This is a genomic window from Rubrobacter calidifluminis (assembly GCF_028617075.1).
Taxonomy (GTDB): Bacteria; Actinomycetota; Rubrobacteria; order Rubrobacterales; family Rubrobacteraceae; genus Rubrobacter_E; species Rubrobacter_E calidifluminis.
The window spans coordinates 119,285-143,889 of record NZ_JAQKGV010000009.1; the positions used below are offsets into that span (position 1 = coordinate 119,285).

Consider the following 24,605-nt stretch of genomic DNA (forward strand, 5'->3'; position numbering starts at 1 on the left):
CTAGCCTTTGATCGCGCCGCTCGTGAGCGCGCTCACGATGTAGCGCTGCAGCAGGACGAAGATGAAGATCACCGGGGCTATCGCGACGATGCTCGCCGCCGAGAGGTAGTGCAGCGTTATGCTCTCGGTGTTCGACTGCAGGTTGACGAGGCCCTCCGAGACCGGGAACATCCCCGGGCTGTCGATGAGGATGAATGGGATCACGAACTGCGACCAGGAGAGGACCGCCGCCAGGATCGCCGCCGTAGCTATCCCCGGGGCGCTCACCGGCAGGATTATCCTGGTCAAAACCTGCCAGCGGGTCGCGCCGTCGACGATCGCCGCCTCGTCCACCTCGTAGGGGATCGTGTCGAAGTACCCCTTGAGGAACCAGGTTATGAACGGGAGCACCACCGCCACGTAGACCAGAACCAGCGAGGCGTAGTTGTTGAGCAGGTGCAGCGCGGCGAAGGTCCGGTAGAGCGGGATCGCGATCACGACCGGCGAGATCATCTGGAAGGCCAGGACCGCGAGCAGCGAGGGCCGCTTGTAGCGGAAGGTGAAGCGCGAGAAGCCGTAGGCCGCGAGCGTCGCGATGAGCAGCGCGAAGAAGACCGTCGCCGCCACTATCACCGCCGAGTTGAACAGGTAGCGCAAAATCGGGGTGTTCTCGAAGACGTAGGAGTAGTTCGAGAACTGCGGCGGGATCGGGAACCACACCGGGGGTGTGGCGAAGAGCTGCGGCACGGTCTTCAGCGACATCGAAAGCACCCAGTAGATCGGGAAGAGGAAGAAGACGATTATCGCGGTGTAGGCCACGTAGAGCCAGACGCGCACCATACGCTCCTTCCGCCGCTGGCTTGCGCGTGGCTTGTACAGGGTCCTCATGAGAGCTCCTCCGGGCGCTCGAGCCTCAGGTAGACGAAGGTCATTATCGCGTTTATCGCCAGCAGCACGACGGCGGTAGCCGCACCGGGCCCGAGGTCGAACTGCTGGAAGATCTGGTCGTAGATGCTCAGCGCCACCACCTCGGTCGCCCGCCCCGGTCCTCCGCCGGTGAGCGCGAGCACCATGTCGAAGGTGTTGAAGGTGTCTATCGAGACGATGACCAGCGTGACGAGCAGTATCGGCGCCAGAAGCGGCAGCACGACCATTCTCAGTCTCTGCCAGGCGTTCGCCCCGTCCACCCTCGCCGCCTCGAGCACGTCGGCCGGGAGCGTCTGGATGCCGGCGTAGAGCAGGATCATCGAGAAGGCCGTCCCGCGCCAGATGTTCGCCACCGTCACCGAGGCGAGCGCCGCCCTGGGGCTGGAGAGGAACGGTATCTGCCCGAAGCCCAGGAGCTGCGCCAGGTAGTTGAGCACCCCCGCCCCGGACTCCTGGTAGAGGATGCCCCAGATGATCCCGATGATCACCCCCGGTATCGCCCACGCCGAGAGCACCGCGGTGCGGGTGACGATCGAGGCCCGCATCCCCCTCCGCGCTCCCTGGTCCACGGCGAGCGCGATCAGAAACCCGAGCAGGATCTGGAAGACGACGCTGAAGAACACGAAGATCACGGTGACCCGCACCATGCTCGCGAAGTACGGCGAGCCGAAGAGCCTCGCGTAGGAGCCAAGGGTGTACGAGTAGTTCCCTCCCGTAAGGGAGGCGTTGGTGAAGCTCAGACGGATTATCTCGACGATCGGGTAGAGGAAGGTCGCCGCCAGGACAAGCCCGAGCGGGGCCAGCCAGAGGATGGGAGAGGCGGCGAGCCTCTCGGTCCACGACCGGCCCCGCACCGCTCTGACCTGGCTCGCCATCGTCCTCTCCCTAGGAGACGGTCTTCACCGCGGTAGCGAGCGCCTGCTCGGGGGTCTTCTGGCCCGAGACCACCTGGGTCACCGCCACCTGCAGCGCGGTGGAGATGTTCTGGTAGGAGTCCACGCCGGGACGGTTGCGGGCGTACTTCTGCAGGTACTCGCGGAAGTTGCCGGTGTACTTGTCGCCTTTGTAAGTCTTGACGTCGTAGACGGACTTGCGCACCGGCAGGTACCCCCCGACGTTGCACCACTTCGCCATCCCCTCGTTTCCGACGAAGACCGCCTTGAGGAAGTCCACCGCCGCCTTCTGCTTCTTCTTGTCCTTGGTGAACACCCCCCACATCTGGCCCCCGGCCGAGGTGACGAAGTTCGTGCCGCTCTTGGAAGGGATGATCGAGACCTCCCACTGCGAGGTGAACTTGTCGCCCATTATCTGCTGCAGCAGGGGAACCTGGAAGTTGGCCCCCTGGAACATCGCCACGTCCCCCGAGGCCACGTCCCCGTCCAGATCGGTCTCGAGCCCGTACTGGGAGACCTTCTTCGGGGTTATCCCGCTCTTCACGCACCGGTCTATGAAGCTCAGGGCGTTCAGCATCGCCTGACGGTTCTTGCCCTGCCCGAAGGTCGGGTTGCCCTTCGCATCGGTGAGCTCCCCGCCCTGCGACCAGAAGTACGGCAGAAGCGTCGTCGTCATCGTCCCCTCGTCGCGACCGGCCGGGAAGAGGAACGGGCTCTTGACCCTGCCCTTGAGCTTATGGCCGGTCGAGAGCACCTCGTCCCAGGACTTCGGCGGGGTCGGAACGAGATCCTTGCGGTAGAAGAGCACCCGCACGTCGGTCGTAAACTGGAGCCCTTTTACCTTGCCCCCGCTCACCATGTGCGCCCTGGCGAACGGAAACCAGTCGTCGAGCGAGAGGTTGCCCAGATAGTCGTCGAGCGGCTGGGCGTACTGGAAGAAGCGGGGGAAGATGTAGGAGTCGACCTGCGAGATGTCCGGCGCCCGGCCCTGCTGCGCCTGCTGCAGGAGCTTCGCGTTAGCCGCGGTTATGTCCGAGGAGCTCACGAGCGGCTTCACGCTCCAGCCGCTCTTCTTCTCCCAGCCGGAGATTGCCCCCTTGAGGTAGTCGACCCGCTTCTGGTCGGTGTTCTGCTCGGTCGAGTAGGTCGGGATGGCCTGCCACTGAAGCGTGCCCTTCGACCCCTGGCCCTGCTGGTTGCCGCCGCCGCAGCCGGCGACGCCGAAGAGCGCGGCCCCCGCGAGCGTCGTCCCCCCGAGCTTTAGAAAGTCCTTGCGGCTCACGTTCCCGGACATCTCTACTCCTCCCTCCATCTCCAGCGGGAAGCCCTCCTCACTTTCTCGGCCCACCTCTCGGGACGGTCGAGCTTGACCATCAGCGTCTGTATCTTGCCCGCCCCGAGCGTCACGTTCAACCTGTCGCCGCGGGGCGCTATCTGCTCCTCCACCTCCTCGGCGAGGTTCGTCCGGTAGGCGGAGGCTATGGGAAAGCCGAACCGGACGGTGGCCTCGGAGGGCTCGTCGGAGGCGTTGAAGAGCCGCAGGATCAGGGCTTCCTTGTCTATGGCCTTCTTGAGCGCCGAGAGCACGATGCCCCTGCCGCCGACCTTCAGGAAGGAGCCCGGAGCCCCGCCGGTTGACTCCTCCTCGCGGCCCTCCTTCTGCTGCGCGGCCCGCGCCTCCAGCGGGAGCCAGTATTCCTCTGCCTCCCGGAAGATCTCCGCATCGAGCCAGCTTTCGGTGTATGGAACTATGGCATACTCGAAGATGTGGCGACCCTGGCACTGGGCCTCGGGGGTGGAGAGGGCCGGCCCCGCGTGCCCCCGGCGGGTCGCGAGGTCGTTCCTGGAGAGCCAGCCGACCGAGCGCAGGAGCGTCAGCCTTATCTCACCCTCCGGCGTCACCTCGTACTCGGGCAGCCCCTTGTTGAGGATCGCGAGCCCACCCTGTCCGTCCTCGACGCACACGAAGCGTCGCTGGGCGAAGGTGGTGCTCTCCAGCTCGCGCCAGTCGTGGTGTTGCTCGACCCGCGTGGGGCGGCGCACGACGCCGAAGGCGCTCTCGGCTATAGACTCCTCCGCCTCCATCCCGCTCGGGAAGCAGGCCCGGAGCCGGTGGTCCTTGACCCGGTTGTAAAACTCGGTCTTCACCTCTACCCTGCGGGAGCCGGGGTCGAGGCGGACGTGCACGTTGACCGGGCAGCGCACCAGCTCCTCCGAGCGGGAGGCGCGCCCGGCCGAGAGGCCCCGGGGAAGCCTCAGGGCTCCACGCAGGACCAGGCTCTGCTGGTCCTCTCCGCGTTCGATCTCCCAGTCGGTCTCCGAGGAGTAGAAGGTCTCCTGCTCCCTCGGCGGCGAGAAGTTGTACTCGTCACCCGCATCCCCCTCGTCCATGAGCAGGTTCATGCCCCTGTAGAACCGGCCGGACCGTTTGTCCAGCACGCCCAGCGTGAAGTCGCCCTCGACCGTGACCTTGAGGTTCTCGTTCTCCAGCTCGACCTCCCACGGGGGCTCGGCTGGCTCCTCCACGCTCTCCTGGCCGACCCCGGACCTGAGGTGGTAGACCTTGTACCCGAGTGGTGGGATGCCCGAGGCATGAAACTCTATCGTCGCCCTCCTGACGGCCTTGCGCCGGTAGAGGGCGTCCTCGATGTGCAGCGTCTCGCCCCTGGTCGTGAACGGGATCCTCTTCCCCCCACCGTCCACGAGCACGGAATGCCTGAGATCGAGGCGCTTCTCGCCGATCCAGTCGAAGATCCTGCGCCGGAAGGGTACGTCTATGTCGAGGGAGACCTCGACCGCGACCCGCCCGCTCCTCTCCCACGGGCTCGGGTTGAAGACGGCTATCGGGATCGAACCCTCATCGGAGGGCGGGGCGACCCTGGCGGCCAGATAGTCGAGCGACTCCTCGACGATCTTCTGCCCGACGCGGGTCGCGGTGTCGAAGCGCCCGAACATCTGCCGGTGGACGGCGTCCGCCGAGCACCCCCCGATCGAGTCGTGGGCGTGGTTGGCGATGAGCGTCCTCCAGGCGTACTTGAGAAACGGCGAGTAGTCCCTTCCACCCATCGAGTAGACCACCGCGGCGGCCCGCTCGGCGAGCCCCTCCAGGAGCTGCTGGTTGCGCTCGTTCTCCTGCTTTATCGGTATCCTGGAGGAGTAGGTCCCCTTGAGCACCGGCTGGTAGCGGGGCTGGCGCAGCTCTCCCCGGTAGACCTTGAGCTCCGGGCGGCTGCGCAGCACGCTGCGGGCGAAGTCCGCGAGGCTGCCGTTGAAGACGCGGTCCCGCATCGCCCGGTTCAGCTCGAAGACGTACCGGGAGAAGCGGGGCTGGACGGTGACGTGGTCGCTGCCGTTCAGGAGGAGTATTGCCCTTCCCGCCGCCCGCGAGGCGAGCCGGTCCCTGAGCTCGTAGAGCGAGTCGTAGCTCACGAAGTAGCTCGACGGCTCCGAGATGCGGTCGTGGCGGAACGAGATCCTCTCGGGGTCCGGGCCCAGAACGGCGGCGTTGGAGTAGGTCTCGGAGAGGAAGTGGGCCAGGACGCGCGAGCCGTCCGGCGCCTCCCAGAGAAACTCCGAGCGCAGCTCCTCCACGTCCTCCCCGAGCCCGCGCATGAAGTAGAAGGTCTCGATCCCAAAACCCCGCAGGATCTGCGGCAGCTGCTGGACGTGGCCGAAGGTGTCCGGCACGTACCCCTGTTTCATCACCGGCCCGAACTCCCGGCCCCGCCGGTCGCCGAGCAGCAAATTCCGGACCAGGGCCTCCCCGGAGACGAGGAACTCGTCGGGCTGGACGTACCACGGTCCGATCTCGAGCCGCCCCTCCCGCACCAGCTTCCTCAGCTCCTCCCGTTTCTCGGGCCTCACCTCCAGGTAGTCGTCGAGCAGCGAGACCTGCCCGTCGAGCAGGAACGTCCTGAAGCCCTCGTCCTCGTCGAGGAGCTCCAGCAGCTCGTCCATGAACTCGACCAGGTAGAAGCGGAATTCCTCGAAGGTCGCGTACCACTCCCTGTCCCAGTGAGAGTGGGGGATGACGACGATGTCCAGAGGTTCTCTGGCTTCCTCGCTGCGCTCGGCGATCTCCCTGGCGGTGCTCATGACTCCTCGTTCTTAGATCGGAACGCTTCCCCTATCTGATTCGCCAGCGTTGAATTTATCCTAGCACGGGTGGTTCGCCGTGGAGGATCGCGCGTCTTCGAGGAGGAAGATCCTTATCTCCCTCCCGCAGCGCCGCTGGTAGGCGGCGTAGGCGGGCCAGAGCTCGATGAAACGCGGCCAGAGCTTCTCGCGCTCTTCGGATGTAGCGAGGCGTGCCCGGCGCTCTTCCAGCGCGGCGCCAAGCCGGACGAGCGCCCGCGGGTTCGCCAGAAGGTTCCCGGACCACTCTGGATGGCGCTCCCGCCCCCAGTTGCTCGCGGCGACCGCCAGACGCTCCCCGTCCCGCACGTACAGCAGCGGGACGGTCCGCTGCCGGCCGGTCCTCCTGCCGAACGTGGTGAGCAGCAGGGTCGGGGGGCCGGCGCCGAGCGTCCTGCCCCCGAGCCACCGGTAGAGCGCCCGGTCCACCGGCGGCGCCACCTTCGAGGCGACGGCGGCGAAGAGGCGGCTGCCCCCGATCTTCTCCGCCAGGATCTTCACGAACACGATCCTCCCTCTCTCTGCCCGGGAAGCATTGTACCTTGACCCGGCCCGCCGCATGGCCTAGCCTGTTCTTGCAACCGGCGGGGAGCTTCGTCTTCGGGGGGCTGCGGGTTTTGTCGCACGGCAGGAATGCCTTTTCGATGCCGGTGTATGGCCGGGCGCTGGTCGCACTCGCCCTGTGGAGTGCGGCGGTCGCTGGCGTGCTGGCCGGGACGAGGGGCGGGTTTGCCGGGTGGGATCTGCCGCTGGCGGTTCTGTATCTTCCTGTCGTACTCTTGGTTGCCTTTTCGCTTGCCGGGGCCTGTGCGGGGTCCCGGGGGGCCGGGAGGCTTTTCTGGGGAGCGATGTGCGCCGGGTTTCTCCTCTACCTCGTGGGGAGTCCCCTGTGGAGCCCGGCCCGCGAGCCCGGCCTGCCCTTCTCGACGGTGTGCCACGCGGCCGGGGTCCTGCTGCTGTTCGGGGCGCTGCTGCTGGGCATCTTCGCGGTCAGCAGGAGGGCGGGGTACGTGGCCTGGGCCGACGCGCTCGCCGTCGGGCTCTCGCTGGGGGTGCTCTTCTCGGTATTCGTGGCCTCCCCGGCGGAGCTCGCGGCCGATTACGGCTGGCCGGAGACGCTCGCCGACTTCTGCGGGCCCGTGGCAGAGGCCGCGCTGCTCTACCTGGGGCTCGTGCTCGCCGGGGTGGACGGGAGCCCGCCGTTCGCGCGGCCGCTGGCTCTGGGGGTGCTGGCGCTCTTCGCAGCCGAGTTCGCCTATCTTCTGGGCGTGCGCCATTCCGGCGGTGGTCCGCCGGCCCTGTGGCAGCATCTCCTCTGGCTCTGCGGTCCCGTCCTCGTCTCCCTCGCCGCCCGGCGCTCCTCGGCGCTAGAGAGCTCGCCGCTGGAGCTGGGCGTCCACCCCTGGCGCCAGGCGGCCTTCTGGTTCGGGCCGCTCTCCCCGGCCGTGCAGTTCGCTGTGGTCTTTCTCTGGACCTCCCTGCATCCCCCGGTGCCCCGATTCGTCGCGTTCTCCGGGGCCGTGCTTGCGCTCTATCTGGCCGTGAGGATCTCCGTCTTCGCCTACGCGGTCCATCGCCTGCGCCGCCAGCGCGACGGGGCCATAGGCCGGTTGGAGCAGGCCCGGATCTCGGAGGAGCTGCACGACACCGTGAAGCAGAACGTGCACGCCGCGGCGCTGCTCATCGGCTCCTACAGGGAGGTGCGCGAGAAGGAAGGCGAGGAGGCCGCCGAGAGGATCCTCGACGAGGCCGTAGCCGCCTCCAGGGAGGCGAGCCACCAGGTGGGGCGCTCGATCGAAGAGATCCAGGCCCGCTGCGGGGAGGGCGGCGAGCTGGACGTCGTCGGCATGCTCCGGGAGCGGCTCTGTGAGACCAGGGAGCACTTCGCGATCGCAACCCGCGAGGATCTGCGGGCCGATCTCTCGGATCTCGGTCCTGAGGAGCGGGCCGCGGCCTACCGGGTGCCCAGCGAAGCCCTGTGGAACGCCGCCAGGCACTCTGGAGCGAGGAACGTCTGGCTGGAGTCCCGTCGCGTGGGCCCCACCTTCATCCTGCGGATCAGGGACGATGGCCGGGGGCTTCCGGAGGGCGCGGTGCGGCGGGGAACGGGCTTCGCCATCATGCGCAAGAGGGCCCGGAGGGCCGAGGGAGAGCTGGAGGTGATCTCCTCCCCGGGCAGAGGGACCACCGTGCAGTTGAGGTTCGAGGAGGGATGAAAAGAGCGCGGGTTCTGCTGGTGGAGGACCACCCGGCCATGCGGCTGGGCATCAGGACGGCGCTCGGGCTGGAGGGTGGCGTCGAGATCGTCGGAGAGGCCCCGGACGCCGCCGGAGCGCTGCGGCTCGCCTCCGAGCTGCGTCCCGACCTGGTGCTCCTGGACCTCCGCCTGAGGGGAGGCGACGGCCTCCCGCTGTGCCGCAGCCTGAAGTGTCTTGCCGATCCGCCGTACGTCCTCGTATACACCGCGTACAACGCCCCGGCAGAAGTTCGGGAGGCCATGCTCTGCGGGGCCGACTCCTTCGTGCACAAGGGTGAGGATCCGGCCAGGCTCCGGGAGGCCGTCCGGGAGACCTGCGCCGGCAAGAGGGTGTGGTTGCTCGGGGAGCAGGGTGACGAGGCGGGCCCCGCCGCCCTCACGCCCAGGGAGCGGGAGGTCTACGAGCGGCTGCTGCTCGGCCACCCCAACCGCCAGATAGCAGAAGAGCTCGGCGTGAGTCTCCCTACCGTAAAGAGCCACGTCACCAACATCCTCAAGAAACTCGGAGTCTCAAGCAGAAGGGATCTCCTTCCGGGAGACGGAGAAGAGCAGCTCTAGAGTATGGTATGAGAAAAATTCATACCGAAATTCATACCAAAAGGATGATGTGCCCGTGAAGCTCCTGCTCTAAGGTGTTTCCTGCAGGGAGCAGAGAGCAAAGGGGGAGAGAGCATGAGAGGCAGGCGTCTCGTTCTGGGCTACGATGGGGGGTGTGCGGCGTGTAGCGCTCTGGCGCAGCGCATAGAGGAGGCTGTCGGAGAGAGGCTTGAGGTCAGGAGCCTCCACGAGCCGCAGGTCGAGCACTGGCGGGAGCAGGCTTTGGGCAAGGATGCCCCGTGGGCGCCGACGCTGTTAGAGGTAGGCAACAACGGTGAGGTTAGGGTCTGGACCGGCTTGCGGATGGTGATTATGCTGAGCCGTTCTCTGGGTCTTTCCGACACTTGGAAGATTATGAGGATCTTGGGCGACATGGGCGCTGCCTGCGAAGGTTCGGACCTATCGACTGGCAGGGGCGTGGATGGGATGAGTCGCGGGCAGTTCTTGAGAGGCTTGGGTGGAGCTGCTTTGGTATTCGGTGTTCTTGGAATGGCCTCCCCAGCCTATGCTGCGCGAAGCGAGATAGATCAGCAAGCACTCGTTGACACTTTTTCTGCAGTTGAGGATCTTCCGGACTCGGTAATAGTGCAGGGAGAAAAAGCAACCAGGGAATGGTTGAGTAATAGAATCGGAGTTGACGCGGAACTGGCTGGAATCTACCAGCCACAAGGTATCTTTGGATGTGCATCTGCTATAGGTGTTGCCCTTGTCTCTAACGCTATAGGGATAGCTAAGATCTTGAAGATCAGAGCTGCTATCAGGGCTGTTGGTGGGGCATATAGATTTGCGCGGATAATTGTGAACGCTTACCGAGTAGCTCGAGGCAGAGGCCTTGGGAGGCTGGCTGCCATCAGGTACGCGGCGAGAAGAGCAGCCATAGTATCCGGGGAGGATGTGTATGGTCCGCTTCTCGCGTTGTTCAGCCTTGGTAGTGTGGTTGACGCCTGTTTCTAAGTAGGAGGTACGCTGTCGCGAAGACTCCACCGTTTGTTGGTATATGCGTAGTCGCAACTAGAGATACACCGGGGCGGCTATAGCCTTGGTATATTGGCGATGAATCCTCCAAAACAACTGTATGGAACGCAGATATCTACGATAAATCTCAGGAATGCAGGTGTGCGGAAAGGGGTTCTTTTTGAGACTGGTGCCAAAGACCCATAGAGGCAGGAGACTTCTCGCCCTAGCGCTTCTCATTCTGCTGAACTTCGTAGCTGAGCGGCTGAATGCTCCAGATTGGGTGTTTGTCTTACTGATCGCAGCACTTGTGACGCTGGTAGTTTGGACTCTGGTCAGGATGAAATTCGAAGGGGCTGACAGAGAGCGGTGAAATGGTTTAGCGAGGGAGGCAAAGCGTCATCGTTCCGGTAGAAAATATATTGAAGATCTGCATCGCAGCGTTTATCGTTTTCGGATTTTTCTGGATCGCACCGGTGCTGTTAGTAACCACGGCTGGCATCTTTGTGATGTTGGTAACGGCTTTCATTGCTACAACTGCCATCACCTCGGTGGTGGCGCTGCTGGTGATAGACTTCCTGTACCCGCAGACGGTAATCAGCGCCGGGCTATTGGATCTGCTGTGGCTGGTGGTGATGGCCTCCACGGCATCCGTACTCCTCTTTGATTTCCTGATCGACGGATTCTTGCTTTGGGCTTTGAGGTACCTGGTATCCAGCAAATTATGGGTCGGCATGGGGGAGGCTTTCGCCGGGGGAATAGTCACTGCCCTGATGCTGGCTTTGTGCGCACGCCTCATGCCCGGTGGTGTTGAGCTCTCAGCCGGTGCAGCGCTGGCGGCAGCCCAGATAAGCGCTTTTGTCCGCTACTACATGGGGCTGTACCTGGGTGACACGAGCGACAAGGACCGTTACATCGAGCACATGAGCTCCTGATGCACTCCAGAGAGTGGTATGAGAAAAATTCATACCAAAAATCATACCTCAAGGATGATGTGCCCATGAGGTTCCTGCTCTAAGGTGCCCTCTGTATTGCTGTGATGGGCGTGGGTGTATCTATGTCTGCAGCACGACTTAACATGATATGCTTTGGGTAAAACCATATACAAGGAGGTACAGCGATGGACCACAGAGAGAGGAGCCGACCGATGAAACCGTATCGGTCGGCTCTGGTTGCCCTGGTGTTCTCAGCTGCGGTCTTTGCCGTTATCTCACTTGTGATTCTCGACTGGAACGAGACCAGCTCCGCGGTCGGTTTGATACAGGTCAGATTCTTCCTGGCCATCTGGGCGGCGGCCGCTATGGCCCTTGTGATTGCAGGTCTCTTATTACGCAGTGGACGAGCCTCTTTACTGAGACCGCCGCTGGAGACCCTTTATCATCTGCTAATGGGGCTGGAGCTGGGTCTCATGGTGGGAACCACGGCCTGGGAGGAAGGAGTGCGTCTGGCCGGCTGGACTCAATTCTGGTTGACGATACCGCTCTTTACAGGCTATGTGTTCACGTTGTTCGACCTCTGGAGGGAGCGGCGTGCCTCAGCGCAGGAGCTGCGCCGCGAGCGGACGCGCCCTTGAGAATGAGGGAAAATCCTGGTTCCGTCGGGATAGCCGATCTTGCGACCAACCTCGGCATCAGCTACTACGCGGCCAAAAAGGCCATCGATATAATCGTGACCTTCTCCAATATAGCGTTGATACTCTCGCTTTTGGCTTCGGTTGTCGAAGCGGGCATCTTTACTGCCGGCATCGTCGCCATTGCCAAGAGGCTGGCGCTGCGTTACGGCGAGAGGTACGCGGCAGCCTGGTAGGGGGTATCCGGGGTCGCCAATTGCGTACACAGCAGATCGGGGCTCGGCCGGCTAGGTCGTAGCCCCGATCTGCAGCGCAGAGAAGAGAGATTGGCCCGTGAGTCCCAAACCAAGGATCGAGCTTCGGGGTATCGAGCGAGTTCTCCGGAAGGGTTCGCCCGCTGAGCGAATCGCGGGACGGGGCCCGGCTGGTGGTGCTCACCGTTTCGGCGGGGACGGTGCCTGGAGGGCGGCGCTCGCGCTGTCGCTCGTGGATTTCCATAGAGCGTACAATCGACTGCTCGAAGCCCTTCCCGGGACCCTGGAATCGTCGCTCAGGGAACGTTCGTTCCGGACTCGAACTCTCGGGTGGTTCATCGTCGGGCTGGCCGTGGCCGCGCTCATCGCGACGGTTGCGTTCGCGCTCTTCGCCGCCGTTTTCGAGGCCATCGAAATCGCGGTGGGGGCGGGAATGGCGGACCTGAAGGAGATAGGTGCCATCGCCGTGGTCACGGTGTTGCTGGGAGAGACCAGAGGTGCTGTCAAGGGTCTGGAGCGGGCGGCTCATCCGGAGGACTACGAGCTTCTCTACCGGAGCCCTGTACCAGCGAGCGCCTTCGTGCTGTGCCGCTTCTTGCTCGCCGCTGCCGTGCGTTCGACCTCGATATGGCTCTTCGTGGTCGGCCCCGCTGTAGCCGCTTCTATCTGGATCCTCGGAAACTCCCCGCTCGCATTTCTGGCCTGGGCGGCCCTGTACGCACCCTTCTTGGCGGCTGTGGTCACCCTTCGGAGCGCATGGGGGGTGGTCGGGTACAGGATCAAAAGCTCCACGCACGCGGCTTTCGGGTCCTCTGCAGCCGGCATCGCGCTGGGTTGCGGGGTCGCCGCGGGGCTTGCAGGCGTCCTTGCGTTACTCGTTACGCGTCTGTTGGGAGGGGCGCAGGAGGTTGTGGCTTCGATCAGAACCTTTCTAGCGAGCCGCAGCGTGGAAACCTTCGCCGAACGGGCCTGGCTTCCTTCTAACTGGTTCGTCTTCTCGCTGGCGGACGCGGCTTCCGGACGGGCCGTGTCGGCTTTCTGGTGGACTGTCCTCGCGTACGTGGTTGTCGTTCCCGTCGCCATCATTGTCATTTGGGCGACTGCGCGCCTCATACCGATGGGCTCCCAGTGGGGCTACGAGCGATCCATGCGGGAGGACGGGGTTACCCGGTTTGTCGCCTCTGGCGTGTCCGCCGTGGCTGGCAGGTTTGGTCCCATCCTTGCCAAAGACCTTCGCGCTCTATCCCGGGCAACTCCGGTGGTGCGTCGACGGTTTTCGACGATGTTGTTCCTGATGGCTACCTTAATCGGCTTCGTGGTCGGGCTCGGTGTCGGAGGCGCCTACCAGGCTCACTCGTGGCAGGCTGTTTTTCCTCTTCTGATCTTCTCTTATACGCTGTGTTCTTTCGCCGGGGAGGCCCTGCTTCCCGTGACGGCGATCGACGCGGAGGGTGAAGCCATAGATCTGTTGCGTCGGGCGTCGGTGCCGCTGATGCGCATCTTCGCGGCTAAGGCGACCCTTCAGGTCGTGCTCCTTACGGTGTTCTGCTCAACCTTGTTGGTTTCCTCTCACGCCTTCTTGCGGTATCCGTCAGCGTTGTTCGGTGCCGCGCTGTGCATCGGAATCGCGTCCGCGCTGGCGTGTGGGGTGAGTCAGGTGGGGAGCAGCGCGGTCTATCCCAGGTTCGACTGGGAGCACCACCGGGAGATCGGCAACTCTCCACGCGCCTCGACGCTCTCCAGCATAGCTTCGGGCCTCTACCTGACGCTGGCGCTGGAGGCCGCGGCGATATGCGGCATCCTGCACTACTTCGGTTACCTGGAAGAGGACACGATGCTCCTTGCCACCGGAGCAGGTGTGCTCCTGTCGGCCGCGTTGGTTACTTTTGGATTGGTACTGTTGGTCCGGCAGCGCGGGCACCGGCATTGGGGAGGAGCCTGATCCGTGTTTCCGATAGAGCTAGACGGGGTCACCAGGTCTTACGGCGAGGTGCGGGCATTGGATGGAGTGTCGCTCCGGGTGCGGGCAGGGGAGATCCACGGCCTGCTGGGCCCCAACGGTGCCGGCAAGACCACCCTCATGCGCATCATCGCCGGGCTGGTCTCGCAGGACTCCGGAGAGGTGTTCATCGCGGGTCTGAACGTGCGAGACGCTCCACGGCGAACACGCAGGGCCGTGGGCTTCGTACCGGATTCGCCCTTCCTCTACAGGTACCTGACCGGGCGGCAGTATCTGGAGTTCGTCGCCGATCTCTGGGGTCTTCCGGAGGATGAGAAGATAAAGGCCGTCGAGGATGGTTTGAAGCGGTTTGGCCTCGCAGATCGCGCGCAACACGTGATCGGCTCGTACTCGTTCGGTATGCGCCAGAAGCTGGCCGTGGCCGGAGCACTTCTGCAGGGGCCGACCGTGCTCGTTCTGGACGAACCTCTGACCGGGTTCGACCCGCCAAGCTCCCGGTTCATGAAAGACTTTCTGCGCTCCTTCGCAGACGCTGGGAGAGCTGTTTTCCTGTCGACCTACATCCTAGAGCTTGCCCACGGCCTCTGCGACCGCGTGAGCATAATATCCGACGGGAGGATAATCCTTGAGCGTGAGACCGACGGAGACACGTCCGGTTTCGAGCGGTCGGTGCTGAACGCGATAGATCAATCCGGGGGCTCATCTTGAGCGAGCGCGACTCGTCACAGAGCAGGACCACTCCCGGGCCGTTGGAGTCAGTGTTCTACCCCGGCGCCTGCTTGGCAGGACGTTTCCTGCGGCGTAATGCGATCCTCTTCGCTCTCTGTCTGAGTTGCTATCTGGCGGGTGCCCTTGCGGGAGGCGTAATGGCTGTGAACGGCTTCTCTGGAGGTGAGACGATCGGCGCAGACCAGTTCGGGGCACCAGGCAACCCGCTCGGGATCGCCGGCAATAACCTTGTAGCGGTCGCGCTGGTGGCGCTCGGCTCTGTCACCTTCGGCGTCCTCGCGGCGCTTCTCCTGTTCGGCAACGGGATGGGTGCCGGTATAGCAGTCGGCGCAAAGCTGAACGAGGGCTGGTCTCTGGTGGAGATCACCGCGGGGGTCCTGCCTCACGGTCTCCTCGAGATACCCGGGCTGCTGTTCGCTGGTGTCGTTGGTTTCAAGGGTTTGCACTGGTGTCTGGCGACGATAAAAGGCAAGTCAGTGGAGAACCCGTTCGGAGACTGCCTGGTCGGCCTGGCGCTTGCGGCTCTGCTGATAATCTGCGCTGCGCCCGTTGAGGCGTACGTGACGCCCGTGCTTATGGAAGCGTTCTGAGGAGGAGAACTTGATGCGAGAGGGGAGAGACAGAGATCTGGACACATCGGAGAAGCTGCTGGTACTGGCCATACCCGCCAGCGCGATCTCCGCTCTCGTCGTCTCGTTCTTCGAGCCCAGGCTCGTGCTGCTGTTTCTCTTTGGCGGACCTTGCGCGGCCTTTGTCGCCAGACCACTTCGGGGCTCGAAGACGTTGAGGTTCATAGCCGCCGGCGGCTTCGCTCTCCTCTTAATATCGACTGTGGTGATGTTCTTGGAAGGATGATCCTGCATGCACGCTGATGCGATAGTCGAGACCCGAAATCTGACCAAGCGCTACGGCCGGATAAATGCCGTGGACGGCCTCGACCTCACGGTGCGCCGGGGCGAGGTCTACGGCTTCCTCGGCCCCAACGGCGCCGGCAAAACCACCACCCTGAAGATGCTGTTGGGCCTGGTCCGCCCGACTTCCGGTTCGGCAAGCGTGCTCGGCGGGGAGCCGGGGGCTCCTGAGGGCCTGAAGAGGGTGGGCGCGCTGGTGGAGTCCCCCGCCTTCTACCCCTACCTTTCAGGCAGGGACAACCTCAGGGTGATCGCCCGCTACTGTGGTGCGCTGCCCTCACGGGTGGACGAGATGCTCGAGACGGTCGAGCTCTCGGGGAGGGCCAAAGACAGGTTCAAGAAATATTCGCTCGGGATGAAGCAGCGGCTCGGGGTGGCCGCGGCGCTCCTGAAGGACCCGGAGCTCCTCATCCTCGACGAGCCTACCAACGGGCTGGACCCGAAGGGGATGGCGGACATGCGCGAGCTGATAAGGAGGCTCGGTCGCGGCGAGAGGACCGTGCTGCTCTCCAGCCATCTCCTCAGGGAGGTCGAGCAGATCTGCGACCGGGTCGGCGTCATCCGCAAGGGCCGCCTCGTCGCCGAGGGCACCGTCGCCGAGCTGCGCAGTAAAGCAGGCCTGCTCGTGCGCGCCGCGCCGCTGGAGGACGCCGCGAAGATAGCGGAGGGGCTCGTGGGCGTCGAAGAAGTCGAGGTCTCGGGCGGCCTGCTGAGGCTCACCACCGACCCGGGACGCGCCGCCGAGATAAACCGCAGGCACGTCTCAGCGGGCCTGGACGTCAGCGAGCTCAGGCCGGCGGAGCAGTCGCTGGAGGAGGTCTTCCTGGAACTTACTGCAGAGGAGGTGCTCTGATGCTCGCGAGCTTCGCGGCGGAGCTGCTCAAGCTCAGGAAGCGCCCGGCGACATTGATCCTCTGGACGATCTTCGGGCTCTCGATCGTGCTTTTGGGGTATCTGCTTACATATCTGCTGCTCACGGCGCTGGACGGCGGGGCTTCCTTGCAGGGACCCCGGCAGGATGCACCGGTCGCGGCAAAGGGCGCTGTCGCCGAGCTCTACCCGCGAAACGTGCTGGCCACCACCCTGCGGTCGTTCGGAGGGATCGGCGCAGGGGTGGCCCTTATCTTCGGCGCGCTGTCTGTCAGCGGCGAATACGGATGGGATACCCTGAAGATCGTCCTGACGCAGCGTCCGGGCAGGCTCTCTGTGCTCGCGGGCAAAGTAACCGCGGTCGGGGTCGTAGTGCTCGTCGGCGCTGCCGCCGGCCTGGTGCTCGGCGCCCTGTGCAGCTACTCGGTCTCCCTCGCCGAAGGAGCCCCCGTAAGCTGGCCGTCTGCAGGCCGGTGGCTCGAAGCGCTCGGGGCGGGCTGGCTGATCCTCGCCACCAACGCCTACATGGGTCTCTTCCTCGCCGTCTTGCTTCGCAGCGGCGCCCTGAGCGTCGGGATCGGGCTCGTCTACCTGCTCGTCGTGGAGGGCCTTCTGACCGGCCTTGCGGCTTTCAACGATCGCCTGGAGACCTTTGTTGGAGCGCTGCCCGGCCGCAACTCTACAGACCTCGTGGCAGCTTTCGGTCAAAGCGCTCTGACTCCGCAGTCCGGTCCTCTCCCTGCAGAGCCCGTAGAACCTCAGCAGACCTCGCTCGTGCTGGCAGCCTACCTGACAGGGTTTGTAGTGCTCTCCGCGCTCGTCTTCACCCGGCGAGAGGTCACATCCTGAACTTCAACCTGCATGGGCGATACTGGAGCAGCTTTCTCAGTACATGCCCGAGAGGTGTTCGTTCGTTTGCCCACCGCGGGGCCGGTATGGCGGGCCTTTCCCTGCTTCCCAGATCCAGCTGCTGGTCTTGGCGGTATTTCTGCTGCTGTAAGTCTGCGAGTCATTACTCTTTGAGCTTGGCGCTCTGCATGGTGCTCAGGGGCGCGCAGGCTTCGTCGCGGTGATGGGGGATAGCCGCCGGGTGTCCCTGCTCCTGCCGGGATGACAGGCTATATCGCCCTCCGGATGGCGCTGAGGTAATCCTTCAGACGCCGGTAACATCCCTTAAGTACGGAGAGCCTGACGTGCTCCTCGTCCTGGTGGGCCTGCTCGGGGATGCCGGGACCGTAGTTCGCAGCCGGGACCCCGGCCGCGGCGAAGCGGGCGACGTCGGTCCAGCCCTGCTTGGCCCGCACCTCGGTCTCCGAGGCGAGCTCCTGCAGCAGAGGGTCACCGAGCGCGGGGGGCGCCCCGGCGGCGAAATCCTTCACCTCGAAGGAGAACCCGTGCTCGCGCGCCAGTTTCGCGAAGGTCCGCTCCACGTGATCGCGGCCCCTTCCCGGCGCGAAGCGGTGGTTGACGTTGATACGAAACTCGTCCGGGACGACGTTGGTCGCGACCCCGCCGCGGGCGAGGGTTGGCGTGAGAACCTCGTAGAACCTGAGTCCCTCGATCTCGACCTCCTCCGGCATACTCTCGTGCAGCGCGGCGAGGAACCCACCGGCTTTCGAGATCGCGTTCTCCCCCAGCCAGGGCCTCGCGGCGTGCGCGGATCTTCCCCGGAAGACGACCTCGACCTGCGCGGTCCCGGCGCAGCCGGCCTCGAGCGCCCCGGCGGTGGGCTCCGGGATGAGCGCGAGCCTCGCCTCCAGCACCTCCGGATACTCCTCGAAGACCCTCCCGAGACCGTTCTCCTCGTGCGGCCCTTCCTCCCGCTCGTAGAAGACGAAGAGGGGTTCAACCCGCGCCTCATCCCAGTCCAGGTTCTCCATCAGGGCGAGCATCAGGGCGTCCCCACCCTTCATGTCCGAGGCCCCGCGGCCGTAGACCTCATCTCCCTCCACCCGCACCGGGATACCGCCCTCCGGCTCCGGCACGGTGTCCAGGTGGCCGGCGAAGACCAGCTTCGGGCGCGAAGGGTCGGGGGTGCGGCGTCGGACGACGAGGTTGTTGGAGGTGCGCCCGACGCTCCAGAGCCCGGAGCCTGCCAGCCGCGCCTCGAGGTCGTCGCAGAGGCGCTTCTCCTCTCCGGTGACGCTCGGGCGCTCGAGGAAGAAGAGCAGCGCCTCGAGCAGCCTCTCCCTCAAGAGGGCACCCCGAACTCGCGCAGCGCCTGGTTGAGCGAGGTCTTGCGGTCGGTCGACTCCCTGCGCCGCCCGATGATGAGCGCCGCCTGAAGCTGGTAGGTGCCGCTCGGGAACTCGCGCGGGCGGCTCCCCGCGACGACGACCGAGCGCGGCGGGACGTAGCCGCGGTGGACGACCTCCCTCTCCCCGGTAACGTCTATTATCGGGGTGGAGGCCGTGAGCACCACGTTCGCCCCCAGCACCGCCTCCTCCCCGACGCGCACCCCCTCGACGACGATGGCGCGAGATCCGATGAACGCTCCGTCTTCGATCACGACCGGCATCGCCCCCGGCGGCTCGAGCACCCCGCCTATTCCCGCGCCGCCGGAGAGGTGGACGTTGCGTCCGATCTGGGCGCCCGAGCCCACCGTCGCCCAGGTGTCGACCATCGTCCCGCTTCCGACCCAGGCTCCGATGTTGACGTAGCCGGGCATCACCACCACGCCGGGCTCGAGGTAGGCTCCGTAGCGCACCGTCCCCGGCGGCACGACCCTCACCCCCGCCTCGGCGAGGTTCTTCTTCGTCGGTATTCTGTCGCGGTATTCGAAGGGACCCGAGTTTATCGTGCGCATCTCGGCTACGACGAAGTAGAGGTTTATCGCCTGCATCACCCAGGCGTTCGAGCGCCACTCGCCGCCGTGCTTCTCGGCGACCCGGATCTCACCGCGGTCCAGGGCCGCGATGGCGTCGAAGACTGCCTGCCTGTACTCCTCTTCCTCGAGCAGCCCGCGGTCTCGATAGGCGGCCTCTATCCTCTCTCTCAAAGGCTTCCCTCCGGTATCCTCGAACACCTCTTCCCGGACCGGGAGCAGTTTAGCAAAGCCTCTCCCAGCGCCCTATGGCCCTGCGGCACTCCTCGATCGAGGGGACGAGCGCGACCCTTACGTAGCCCTCTCCTCCGGGGCCGAACGAGCGGCCGGGGGCGACTATGATGCCCTCCTCGAGCAGCCGCAGGGCGTACGCCTCGTCGTCCCCGTCGGGGGCTGCGACCCACAGGTAGAAGCTCGCCTCTGTGGGAAGGTAGGGGATGCCCGTCCTCTCGAAGAACTCCGTGAAGAGCGCGCGCTTCTCGCCGAAGATGCGCCGGCGGCGCTCGACGTGGGCGTCGTCGGACCAGGCGGCGGTCGCGGCGGCCTGCACGAAGGAGGGGGTCGCGACACCGACGGAGGGTCGCATCCGCTTCAGGGCGGAGATCATCTCCGCGTCCCCGGCGATCATCGCCGTGCGGTAACCGGTCATGCCGCTGCGCTTGGACAGAGAGCAGACGGCCAGGGTGCGCTCCCTGCTCACCTCCAGTATCGAAGGCGGCGGCTCGCCGGAGTAGATCTCGCTGTAGCACTCGTCGGAGAGGAGCAGGATGTCATGCTCGCGGCAGAAGGCGGCCACCTCCTCCAGGTAGGTGCGTGGGGCGGAGGAGCCCGTCGGGTTGTGCGGGTAGTTGATCCAGAGCATCCTGGCCCTCTCCGGGTCTACCTCTTCGAGCGGTAGCAAAAAACCATCCTCGCGGCGCAGGTGCACCGGCAGCGGCTCCCCCCCGGCGTAGGCGGTCCCGCGCTCGTAGACTGGGTAGCCCGGCGTGCCGTAGGCGACGCCTTTGCGGGCGTGGGAGTGGTGCAGAAAGGCGAACGGGAGGTGGAAGATCGCCTCCTTGGAGCCGTTCGCGGGGATAACCTCCGTCTCCGGGTCTAGCGTCACGCCGTGGCGGCGCCGCATCCAGCCGCAGAAAGCCTCGCGCAGTTCCCTCGAGCCGCTCACGGTCGGGTAGCGGCTCACCTCTGGGACGGCGTTTGTAAGGGCCTGCCTTATCCTCTCGTCGGTCGGCTCGCGCGGGTCACCGGTGCCGAAGTCGAAGAGTTCGACGCCCCGCCGCTCCAGCTCCCGGCGGCGTTCGTCGAGCTGCAGGAGGGGGTAATCCCCGCCGGCTTCCAGCGCGGGGTTCAGGATCAGCCGTTTCGTGTGGGGTTTTCGTTCCATCTTCTCCTCGCCCGTCGTTCCGGAGAGAGACGATAAGGAGTATATTCCGGTCGAGGGTCGACTTCGACGGGCGGGAAATGTAACATCCGGGTCAGGTGAGGTGAAAGGGCGAGAAGGAGGTAACTTCCGTTGGACGAGTTCCACAGCGAGGGGGGCGCTCTCTTCTGCGAGGACGTACCCCTCTCCGAGATAGCCCGCGAGGCGGGAACCCCGGTCTACGTCTACAGCCACGCGGCGCTCGAGCGGGCCTACCGCGGGCTAGACGAGGCCTTCTCGGGGGCCGGGCTGGAGCACATGATCTGCTACGCGGTCAAGGCGAACGGCAACCTGGCCATCCTGAGGGCGCTCTCCTCTTTCGGGGCCGGGGCGGACGTGGTCTCCGGCGGAGAGCTCTACCGGGTGATGCGGGCCGGCTTCGACCCCAAGAAGGTCGTCTTCTCCGGCGTGGGGAAGACGGAGGACGAGCTGGTGAGTGGTCTCGGGGAGCGCATCCTGATGTTCAACGTCGAGTCGGCGGGCGAGCTGGAGTGCATCTCGCGGCTCGCGGTGATGCACGGCAAGCGGGCCCGGGTCGCTCTCAGGGTCAACCCGGACGTCGAGGCCGAGACGCACCCTCACATCGCCACCGGGCACTCCTACGCCAAGTTCGGCATCCCTCTCGAGGAGGCCGCCGCGCTCGCGCGCAGGATGGAAGAGTACCGGTGTGTCGACCTGATCGGGATCCACCAGCACATCGGCTCCCAGCTGCTCAAGACCTCCCCCTACGTCGAGTCGGTCGAGAAGACGGCCGCGCTCGTCGAGGACCTGAGGGACGCCGGACACGACATCCGCTACTTCAACATCGGCGGGGGCTTAGGCATCCGCTACCACGACGAGGAGACACCCACCCCCAGGGAGCTCGTCGAAGCGCTACGATCCTCGCTCGCCGCGACGGGGGCCACGATACTCTGCGAGATGGGCCGCTACATCGCCGGCAACGCCGGGGTCCTTCTGACGAGCGTGCTCTACCGCAAGCAGGGGGGCGAGAAGACGTTCCTGGTCGCCGACGCCGGGATGAACGACCTGCTCCGCCCGAGCCTCTACGATGCCTACCACGAGGTGCTCCCGCTCGAGGACGGCCGGGGTACGGTGCACGCTGACCTCGTCGGGCCGGTCTGCGAGAGCGGGGACTTCCTCGCCCGCGACCGCGAGCTCCCCGACGCGCGCGAGGGGGATGTGCTCGCGGTGATGGGCGCCGGAGCGTACGGCTTCTCGATGGCCTCCAACTATAACTCCCGCCGCCGCCCGGCGGAGGTCCTGGTGCGGGGTGACCGCTGGGCCGTGGTGCGCGAGCGCGAACACTACGCCGACCTGATAAAGGGGGAGCTCATCCCGGCCTTTCTCTGAGTCTTCCCATCCAGGCGGAACCACCGGGTTCGCCGGGGCGTATAACTCCTGCAGCGAGTGGAAGGTGCCGGCGAGCGAAGGAGGAGGAGGATGTCTTGGATGGGATGATCTCGCGCGGGAGGTTCATCCGGCTCGGATTGTCTCTCGGGGCGGGGGCGGCTTCGGGCGCGGTGCTCGCCGCCTGCGGCGGGACGGGGGGCGGCTCCGGAAGCCCCGGCTCGGGAAGGAAGGGCACGTCCTCCACCGGCAAGGCTATAGCGAAGGCCCGGGACGTGCCACCGGGCTCGGCGGTGAAGTTCACCAGCTCCGGTCAGCCGGCCGTCCTGATCCACCTGAAGACCGGACGGTTCGTGGCCTACTCCGCGGTGTGCACCCACATGGGATGCACCGTCGCCTACCAGAAGTCTAGCGGGGATCTCGTCTGCCCCTGTCACGGCTCGGTCTACGACCCGGCCCACGGGGCGAAGGTCCTGCGTGGCCCGGCCCCGCGGCCGCTCCCGAAGATCCCGGTGAAGATGGAAGGCGGAGAGGTCGTGAAGACCTGAGGTTCCAGAAGGCTCGAAGCTAAAGTAGAATGCCCGTATGGATCCTTCAGAGGAGCGCATCGGGCTGGGGGGCGCGGCGGCGATCCTGGGGTGCTCCACCGATGAGGTCCGCCGCCACGTAGAGGAAGGTCGCCTGGAGGCCGCACGCTCGGAGGAGGGCGAATACTCCTTCGCGCTCTCCGAGGTGCGCCGTCTCGCCCGGGAACTCAGGGAGGAAGAAGAGATATTCGAGGGCGAGGTGATAGGGGACGAAGGCTCCTCCCGGCTCCCCGCCGTCCCGTTCGAACGCTACGAGCGCCTGCTGCAGCAGGGGCAGGACTACAAGACGCGCCTGGAGGAGCGCAACCGCCAGCTCGAGGAGATAAGGCGTGAACGCGACGCCGCCCGCGTCGAGATAGACCGCCTCTGGTCCGAGATAGAACGGCTCAACCTCGTCGAGTACCAGCGCGAGCTGCAGGAGAAGACGATCTCCACCCTCGAAGAGGAGAAGTCCCGCCTCGAAGCCGAGCGCGAGCGTCTCATCCAGGAACGCATCAGGCTCGTCGAAGAGAAGTCCGCCCTCGCCGAAGAACGTACCCGCCTCGAAGCCGAACTCGAGTCGCTCAAAAAACGCCGGGGCTTCTTCCGCCGCCTCTTCGGTGGGTGATTTGATCTGGCTCACACCACACCGTCCTCTCGCTTGACTCCCGAGCCCCGTCGGGGTTACCTTGCCAGTGTGGTTGTTGCGAATGATTGTCATTTGTATATAGCCGATGCTATAGCCGGGGTGCTGGATCCCGGAGGGGGTAGGTTTTCATGCTGCAAAACTCCAAACTACGCAACCTCGTGAACCCCTGGTCCTTCGCGGTGGCGCTGATAGCGGCGCTGGTCGCTGGGATCATGGTGTGGCAGGCGGTCGAGTGGGGTGGCAACCCGCCGGACCCGAGCCAGGCGAGTAACCTGAGCCCGGCCTCCGCGATACTGAACAGCGGCATACTCGTCTTCCGCGAGGGGCTCGAGGCGATACTCGTCCTCTCGGCGATAACCGCCGGTCTGATGCGTAACAAGGGAGGATTCTGGAAGCCGGTCGCGACCGGATCGGGGGTGGGCTTCGCCGCAACGATAGCGACCTGGTTCATCGTCGTCGCGATAATCTCCGCGGTAAACGCGCCGGCGCTCGACGTGCAGGCCGCGACCGGGCTCCTGGCGATCCTGGTCCTCCTCGTGGTGATGAACTGGTTCTTCCACAAGATCTACTGGACCGGTTGGATCGGGATGCACCACCGCCGGCGCCGACAGGTGATGGAGCGCTCGGGGGGCGCGCTCTCCGGAGCGTTCTGGGGCCTCGCCCTGCTCGGCTTCTCCGCCATCTACCGGGAGGGTTTCGAGGTCGTCCTCTTCCTGCAGAACCTGAGGCTTAAGGTGGGCTCCGAGGAGGTGCTTCTGGGGACCGCCGTCGGGCTCGGGCTCACCCTCGGCGTCGCCGTGCTCACCTTCTCCATGCAGCACAAGCTCCCCTACAAGAAGATGCTCATCGTCACCGGCGTTATGCTCGGCCTCGTGCTCGTCGTCATGGTCGGCGAGAGCGTGCAGGAGATGCAGCTCGCCCACTGGCTCCCGACCACCACCCTCCCGATACCCATCCCCGGCTGGATGGGGATGTGGTTCGCCGTCTTCCCCACCCTCGAAGGCCTCCTCGCCCAGGTCGTCGCCGCCCTCCTCGTCATCGGTTCCTACCTCGGCGCGGAGTACGTCCGTATCTGGCGTCCCCGCCGGAAGGCCCGCGAGGAGGGACGCGAAATGACCCTCCGCGAAAATACCTGGGAAGCCTAGATGTACGCCACCCGCTGAAACCACACCGGGGCCGCTCGCGCGGCCCTTTTCTTTTGCTTGGTTTTTCAAAAAATATTGAAATTTTCGAAAATACCGAATAGAATGGGTCGTATGGGAGTTTCGCTGGACGAGGAGCGGCGGGAGTACGTCGAGGGGTTTGCGACTTTTTGGGCTGGATTCGGGCTGCCGAGGGTGCAGGGGAGGGTGATGGGGCTTCTGCTGGTCTCCGACCCGCCGGAGAGGACGGCGGAGGAGATCGCGGGTGCGCTGGGGGTGAGCCGGGGGTCGGTGAGTGGGGCTACGCGCAGTCTCGTACGGCTCGGTATCGTGGAGCGGGGCAGGCGGCCGGGGGAGAGGAAGGACTACTTCAGGGCGCGGGCGGACTGGAGCGAGCTGGTGCGGCAGCAGGCCGGGACGTACGCGACGTTCCGGTCCCTCGCCGAGCGGGGGCTCGGGGTGATGGAGGGGGCGAGCCCGCGCTCCCGGCGGGCGCTCGAGGAGGTCAGGAGCCTCTACGGGTATCTGGAGCGGGAGATGCCCCGGCTGCTGGAGCGCTGGGTCCGGGAGCGGGGGGAGGGCTGATGGGGGCCGTGATCCGGACGGCGGGCCTCACCAAGAC

25 protein-coding genes are annotated in these 24,605 nt (G+C 65.2%); 17 read left to right on the forward strand and 8 right to left on the reverse strand.

Annotated features, from left to right (window positions below):
* The 5 genes from PJB24_RS09060 to PJB24_RS09080 are packed head-to-tail and all read right to left on the reverse strand — an operon-like array spanning position 1 to position 6,434.
* Complete coding sequence (locus PJB24_RS09060) at positions 1–867, reverse strand: carbohydrate ABC transporter permease (RefSeq protein ID WP_273845019.1); 867 nt, start codon at positions 865–867, stop codon at positions 1–3.
* Positions 864–1,781, reverse strand: a complete 918-nt coding sequence (locus PJB24_RS09065; protein ID WP_273845022.1) for a carbohydrate ABC transporter permease — start codon at positions 1,779–1,781, stop codon at positions 864–866. The genes PJB24_RS09060 and PJB24_RS09065 overlap by 4 nt, the downstream gene beginning before the upstream one ends.
* A 10-nt stretch (positions 1,782–1,791) precedes the next feature.
* Positions 1,792–3,093, reverse strand: coding sequence for an extracellular solute-binding protein (locus tag PJB24_RS09070; protein WP_273845024.1), 1,302 nt, complete (start codon positions 3,091–3,093; stop codon positions 1,792–1,794).
* 2 nt (positions 3,094–3,095) lie between these two features.
* Complete coding sequence (locus PJB24_RS09075; protein WP_273845026.1) at positions 3,096–5,894, reverse strand: alpha-mannosidase; 2,799 nt, start codon at positions 5,892–5,894, stop codon at positions 3,096–3,098.
* 60 nt (positions 5,895–5,954) lie between these two features.
* Positions 5,955–6,434 carry a nitroreductase/quinone reductase family protein gene (locus PJB24_RS09080; protein ID WP_273845028.1) on the reverse strand — a complete coding sequence of 160 codons (480 nt, stop codon included), beginning with the start codon at positions 6,432–6,434 and terminating at the stop codon, positions 5,955–5,957.
* A gap of 143 nt (positions 6,435–6,577) precedes the next feature.
* On the opposite strand from PJB24_RS09080, the gene PJB24_RS09085 reads away from it, so the two are divergent.
* From PJB24_RS09085 to PJB24_RS09140, 12 genes are all read left to right on the forward strand, one after another.
* Positions 6,578–8,149: a sensor histidine kinase gene (locus PJB24_RS09085; RefSeq protein ID WP_273845030.1), complete on the forward strand. Its 1,572-nt coding sequence runs from the start codon at positions 6,578–6,580 to the stop codon at positions 8,147–8,149.
* Positions 8,146–8,748 carry a response regulator gene (locus tag PJB24_RS09090; protein ID WP_273845032.1) on the forward strand — a complete coding sequence of 201 codons (603 nt, stop codon included), beginning with the start codon at positions 8,146–8,148 and terminating at the stop codon, positions 8,746–8,748. The genes PJB24_RS09085 and PJB24_RS09090 overlap by 4 nt, the downstream gene beginning before the upstream one ends.
* A gap of 114 nt (positions 8,749–8,862) precedes the next feature.
* Entirely contained in the window at positions 8,863–9,741 is an 879-nt protein-coding gene (locus tag PJB24_RS09095) for a hypothetical protein (protein ID WP_273845034.1), read from the forward strand.
* A 422-nt stretch (positions 9,742–10,163) separates the two neighbouring features.
* Complete coding sequence (locus PJB24_RS09100; protein ID WP_273845035.1) at positions 10,164–10,676, forward strand: hypothetical protein; 513 nt, start codon at positions 10,164–10,166, stop codon at positions 10,674–10,676.
* 185 nt (positions 10,677–10,861) lie between these two features.
* The gene (locus PJB24_RS09105) at positions 10,862–11,314 is read left to right on the forward strand and encodes a hypothetical protein (protein WP_273845038.1); all 453 of its coding nucleotides are present in this window, start codon (positions 10,862–10,864) and stop codon (positions 11,312–11,314) included.
* Positions 11,315–11,316: 2 nt separating this feature from the next.
* A complete protein-coding gene (locus tag PJB24_RS09110; protein ID WP_273845068.1) occupies positions 11,317–11,547 on the forward strand; it encodes a circular bacteriocin, circularin A/uberolysin family in 231 nt (76 codons plus the stop codon).
* A gap of 97 nt (positions 11,548–11,644) precedes the next feature.
* Complete coding sequence (locus tag PJB24_RS09115) at positions 11,645–13,507, forward strand: hypothetical protein (RefSeq protein ID WP_273845040.1); 1,863 nt, start codon at positions 11,645–11,647, stop codon at positions 13,505–13,507.
* 3 nt (positions 13,508–13,510) lie between these two features.
* Positions 13,511–14,233, forward strand: coding sequence for an ABC transporter ATP-binding protein (locus PJB24_RS09120; protein ID WP_273845041.1), 723 nt, complete (start codon positions 13,511–13,513; stop codon positions 14,231–14,233).
* Between the two features lie 50 nt (positions 14,234–14,283).
* Positions 14,284–14,844, forward strand: coding sequence for a stage II sporulation protein M (locus PJB24_RS09125; RefSeq protein ID WP_273845071.1), 561 nt, complete (start codon positions 14,284–14,286; stop codon positions 14,842–14,844).
* A 10-nt stretch (positions 14,845–14,854) separates the two neighbouring features.
* Positions 14,855–15,109 carry a hypothetical protein gene (locus PJB24_RS09130; protein WP_273845042.1) on the forward strand — a complete coding sequence of 85 codons (255 nt, stop codon included), beginning with the start codon at positions 14,855–14,857 and terminating at the stop codon, positions 15,107–15,109.
* 6 nt (positions 15,110–15,115) lie between these two features.
* Positions 15,116–16,018: an ABC transporter ATP-binding protein gene (locus tag PJB24_RS09135; RefSeq protein WP_273845045.1), complete on the forward strand. Its 903-nt coding sequence runs from the start codon at positions 15,116–15,118 to the stop codon at positions 16,016–16,018.
* Positions 16,018–16,884: an ABC transporter permease subunit gene (locus PJB24_RS09140; protein ID WP_273845047.1), complete on the forward strand. Its 867-nt coding sequence runs from the start codon at positions 16,018–16,020 to the stop codon at positions 16,882–16,884. Before PJB24_RS09135 ends, PJB24_RS09140 begins: the two co-directional genes overlap by 1 nt.
* Before the next feature lie 269 nt (positions 16,885–17,153).
* On the opposite strand, the gene dapE is transcribed toward PJB24_RS09140, so the two are convergent.
* From dapE to dapC, 3 genes are read right to left on the reverse strand one after another with little or no spacing between them, the layout of a single operon-like run.
* Positions 17,154–18,230: a succinyl-diaminopimelate desuccinylase gene (gene dapE / locus PJB24_RS09145; RefSeq protein ID WP_273845050.1), complete on the reverse strand. Its 1,077-nt coding sequence runs from the start codon at positions 18,228–18,230 to the stop codon at positions 17,154–17,156.
* On the reverse strand, positions 18,227–19,033 hold the full coding sequence (locus tag PJB24_RS09150; RefSeq protein ID WP_273845052.1) for a 2,3,4,5-tetrahydropyridine-2,6-dicarboxylate N-succinyltransferase: 807 nt from the start codon (positions 19,031–19,033) through the stop codon (positions 18,227–18,229). Before PJB24_RS09150 ends, dapE begins: the two co-directional genes overlap by 4 nt.
* 49 nt (positions 19,034–19,082) lie before the next feature.
* Complete coding sequence (gene dapC, locus PJB24_RS09155) at positions 19,083–20,243, reverse strand: succinyldiaminopimelate transaminase (protein ID WP_273845054.1); 1,161 nt, start codon at positions 20,241–20,243, stop codon at positions 19,083–19,085.
* Positions 20,244–20,372: 129 nt separating this feature from the next.
* Here dapC and lysA point away from each other — a divergent pair, with 129 nt between their 5' ends.
* The 5 genes from lysA to PJB24_RS09180 all read left to right on the forward strand — a co-directional run bounded on the left by lysA (position 20,373) and on the right by PJB24_RS09180 (position 24,568).
* Positions 20,373–21,629 (forward strand): diaminopimelate decarboxylase, encoded by a 1,257-nt coding sequence (gene lysA, locus PJB24_RS09160; protein WP_273845056.1) that lies wholly within the window; start codon positions 20,373–20,375, stop codon positions 21,627–21,629.
* Between the two features lie 104 nt (positions 21,630–21,733).
* Positions 21,734–22,174: a QcrA and Rieske domain-containing protein gene (locus PJB24_RS09165; protein WP_273845074.1), complete on the forward strand. Its 441-nt coding sequence runs from the start codon at positions 21,734–21,736 to the stop codon at positions 22,172–22,174.
* 37 nt (positions 22,175–22,211) lie between these two features.
* Positions 22,212–22,820 (forward strand): MerR family transcriptional regulator, encoded by a 609-nt coding sequence (locus PJB24_RS09170; RefSeq protein ID WP_273845058.1) that lies wholly within the window; start codon positions 22,212–22,214, stop codon positions 22,818–22,820.
* Positions 22,821–22,969: 149 nt separating this feature from the next.
* Positions 22,970–23,986 (forward strand): FTR1 family iron permease, encoded by a 1,017-nt coding sequence (locus tag PJB24_RS09175; protein WP_273845060.1) that lies wholly within the window; start codon positions 22,970–22,972, stop codon positions 23,984–23,986.
* 111 nt (positions 23,987–24,097) lie between these two features.
* Entirely contained in the window at positions 24,098–24,568 is a 471-nt protein-coding gene (locus PJB24_RS09180) for a GbsR/MarR family transcriptional regulator (protein WP_273845062.1), read from the forward strand.
* The last annotated feature ends 37 nt before the right edge of the window (positions 24,569–24,605 follow it).

Excerpts from the sequence above, each read along its gene's own strand:
- PJB24_RS09060 (WP_273845019.1), bottom strand. The coding sequence starts at position 867 with ATGAGGACCCTGTACAAGCCACGCGCAAGCCAGCGGCGGAAGGAGCGT.
- PJB24_RS09065 (WP_273845022.1), bottom strand. The coding sequence starts at position 1,781 with ATGGCGAGCCAGGTCAGAGCGGTGCGGGGCCGGTCGTGGACCGAGAGG.
- PJB24_RS09070 (WP_273845024.1), bottom strand. The coding sequence starts at position 3,093 with ATGTCCGGGAACGTGAGCCGCAAGGACTTTCTAAAGCTCGGGGGGACG.
- PJB24_RS09075 (WP_273845026.1), bottom strand. The coding sequence starts at position 5,894 with ATGAGCACCGCCAGGGAGATCGCCGAGCGCAGCGAGGAAGCCAGAGAA.
- PJB24_RS09085 (WP_273845030.1), top strand. The coding sequence starts at position 6,578 with ATGCCGGTGTATGGCCGGGCGCTGGTCGCACTCGCCCTGTGGAGTGCG.
- PJB24_RS09090 (WP_273845032.1), top strand. The coding sequence starts at position 8,146 with ATGAAAAGAGCGCGGGTTCTGCTGGTGGAGGACCACCCGGCCATGCGG.
- PJB24_RS09095 (WP_273845034.1), top strand. The coding sequence starts at position 8,863 with ATGAGAGGCAGGCGTCTCGTTCTGGGCTACGATGGGGGGTGTGCGGCG.
- PJB24_RS09105 (WP_273845038.1), top strand. The coding sequence starts at position 10,862 with ATGGACCACAGAGAGAGGAGCCGACCGATGAAACCGTATCGGTCGGCT.
- PJB24_RS09110 (WP_273845068.1), top strand. The coding sequence starts at position 11,317 with ATGAGGGAAAATCCTGGTTCCGTCGGGATAGCCGATCTTGCGACCAAC.
- PJB24_RS09135 (WP_273845045.1), top strand. The coding sequence starts at position 15,116 with ATGCACGCTGATGCGATAGTCGAGACCCGAAATCTGACCAAGCGCTAC.
- PJB24_RS09140 (WP_273845047.1), top strand. The coding sequence starts at position 16,018 with ATGCTCGCGAGCTTCGCGGCGGAGCTGCTCAAGCTCAGGAAGCGCCCG.
- dapC (WP_273845054.1), bottom strand. The coding sequence starts at position 20,243 with ATGGAACGAAAACCCCACACGAAACGGCTGATCCTGAACCCCGCGCTG.
- PJB24_RS09165 (WP_273845074.1), top strand. The coding sequence starts at position 21,734 with ATGATCTCGCGCGGGAGGTTCATCCGGCTCGGATTGTCTCTCGGGGCG.
- PJB24_RS09170 (WP_273845058.1), top strand. The coding sequence starts at position 22,212 with ATGGATCCTTCAGAGGAGCGCATCGGGCTGGGGGGCGCGGCGGCGATC.
- PJB24_RS09175 (WP_273845060.1), top strand. The coding sequence starts at position 22,970 with ATGCTGCAAAACTCCAAACTACGCAACCTCGTGAACCCCTGGTCCTTC.
- PJB24_RS09180 (WP_273845062.1), top strand. The coding sequence starts at position 24,098 with ATGGGAGTTTCGCTGGACGAGGAGCGGCGGGAGTACGTCGAGGGGTTT.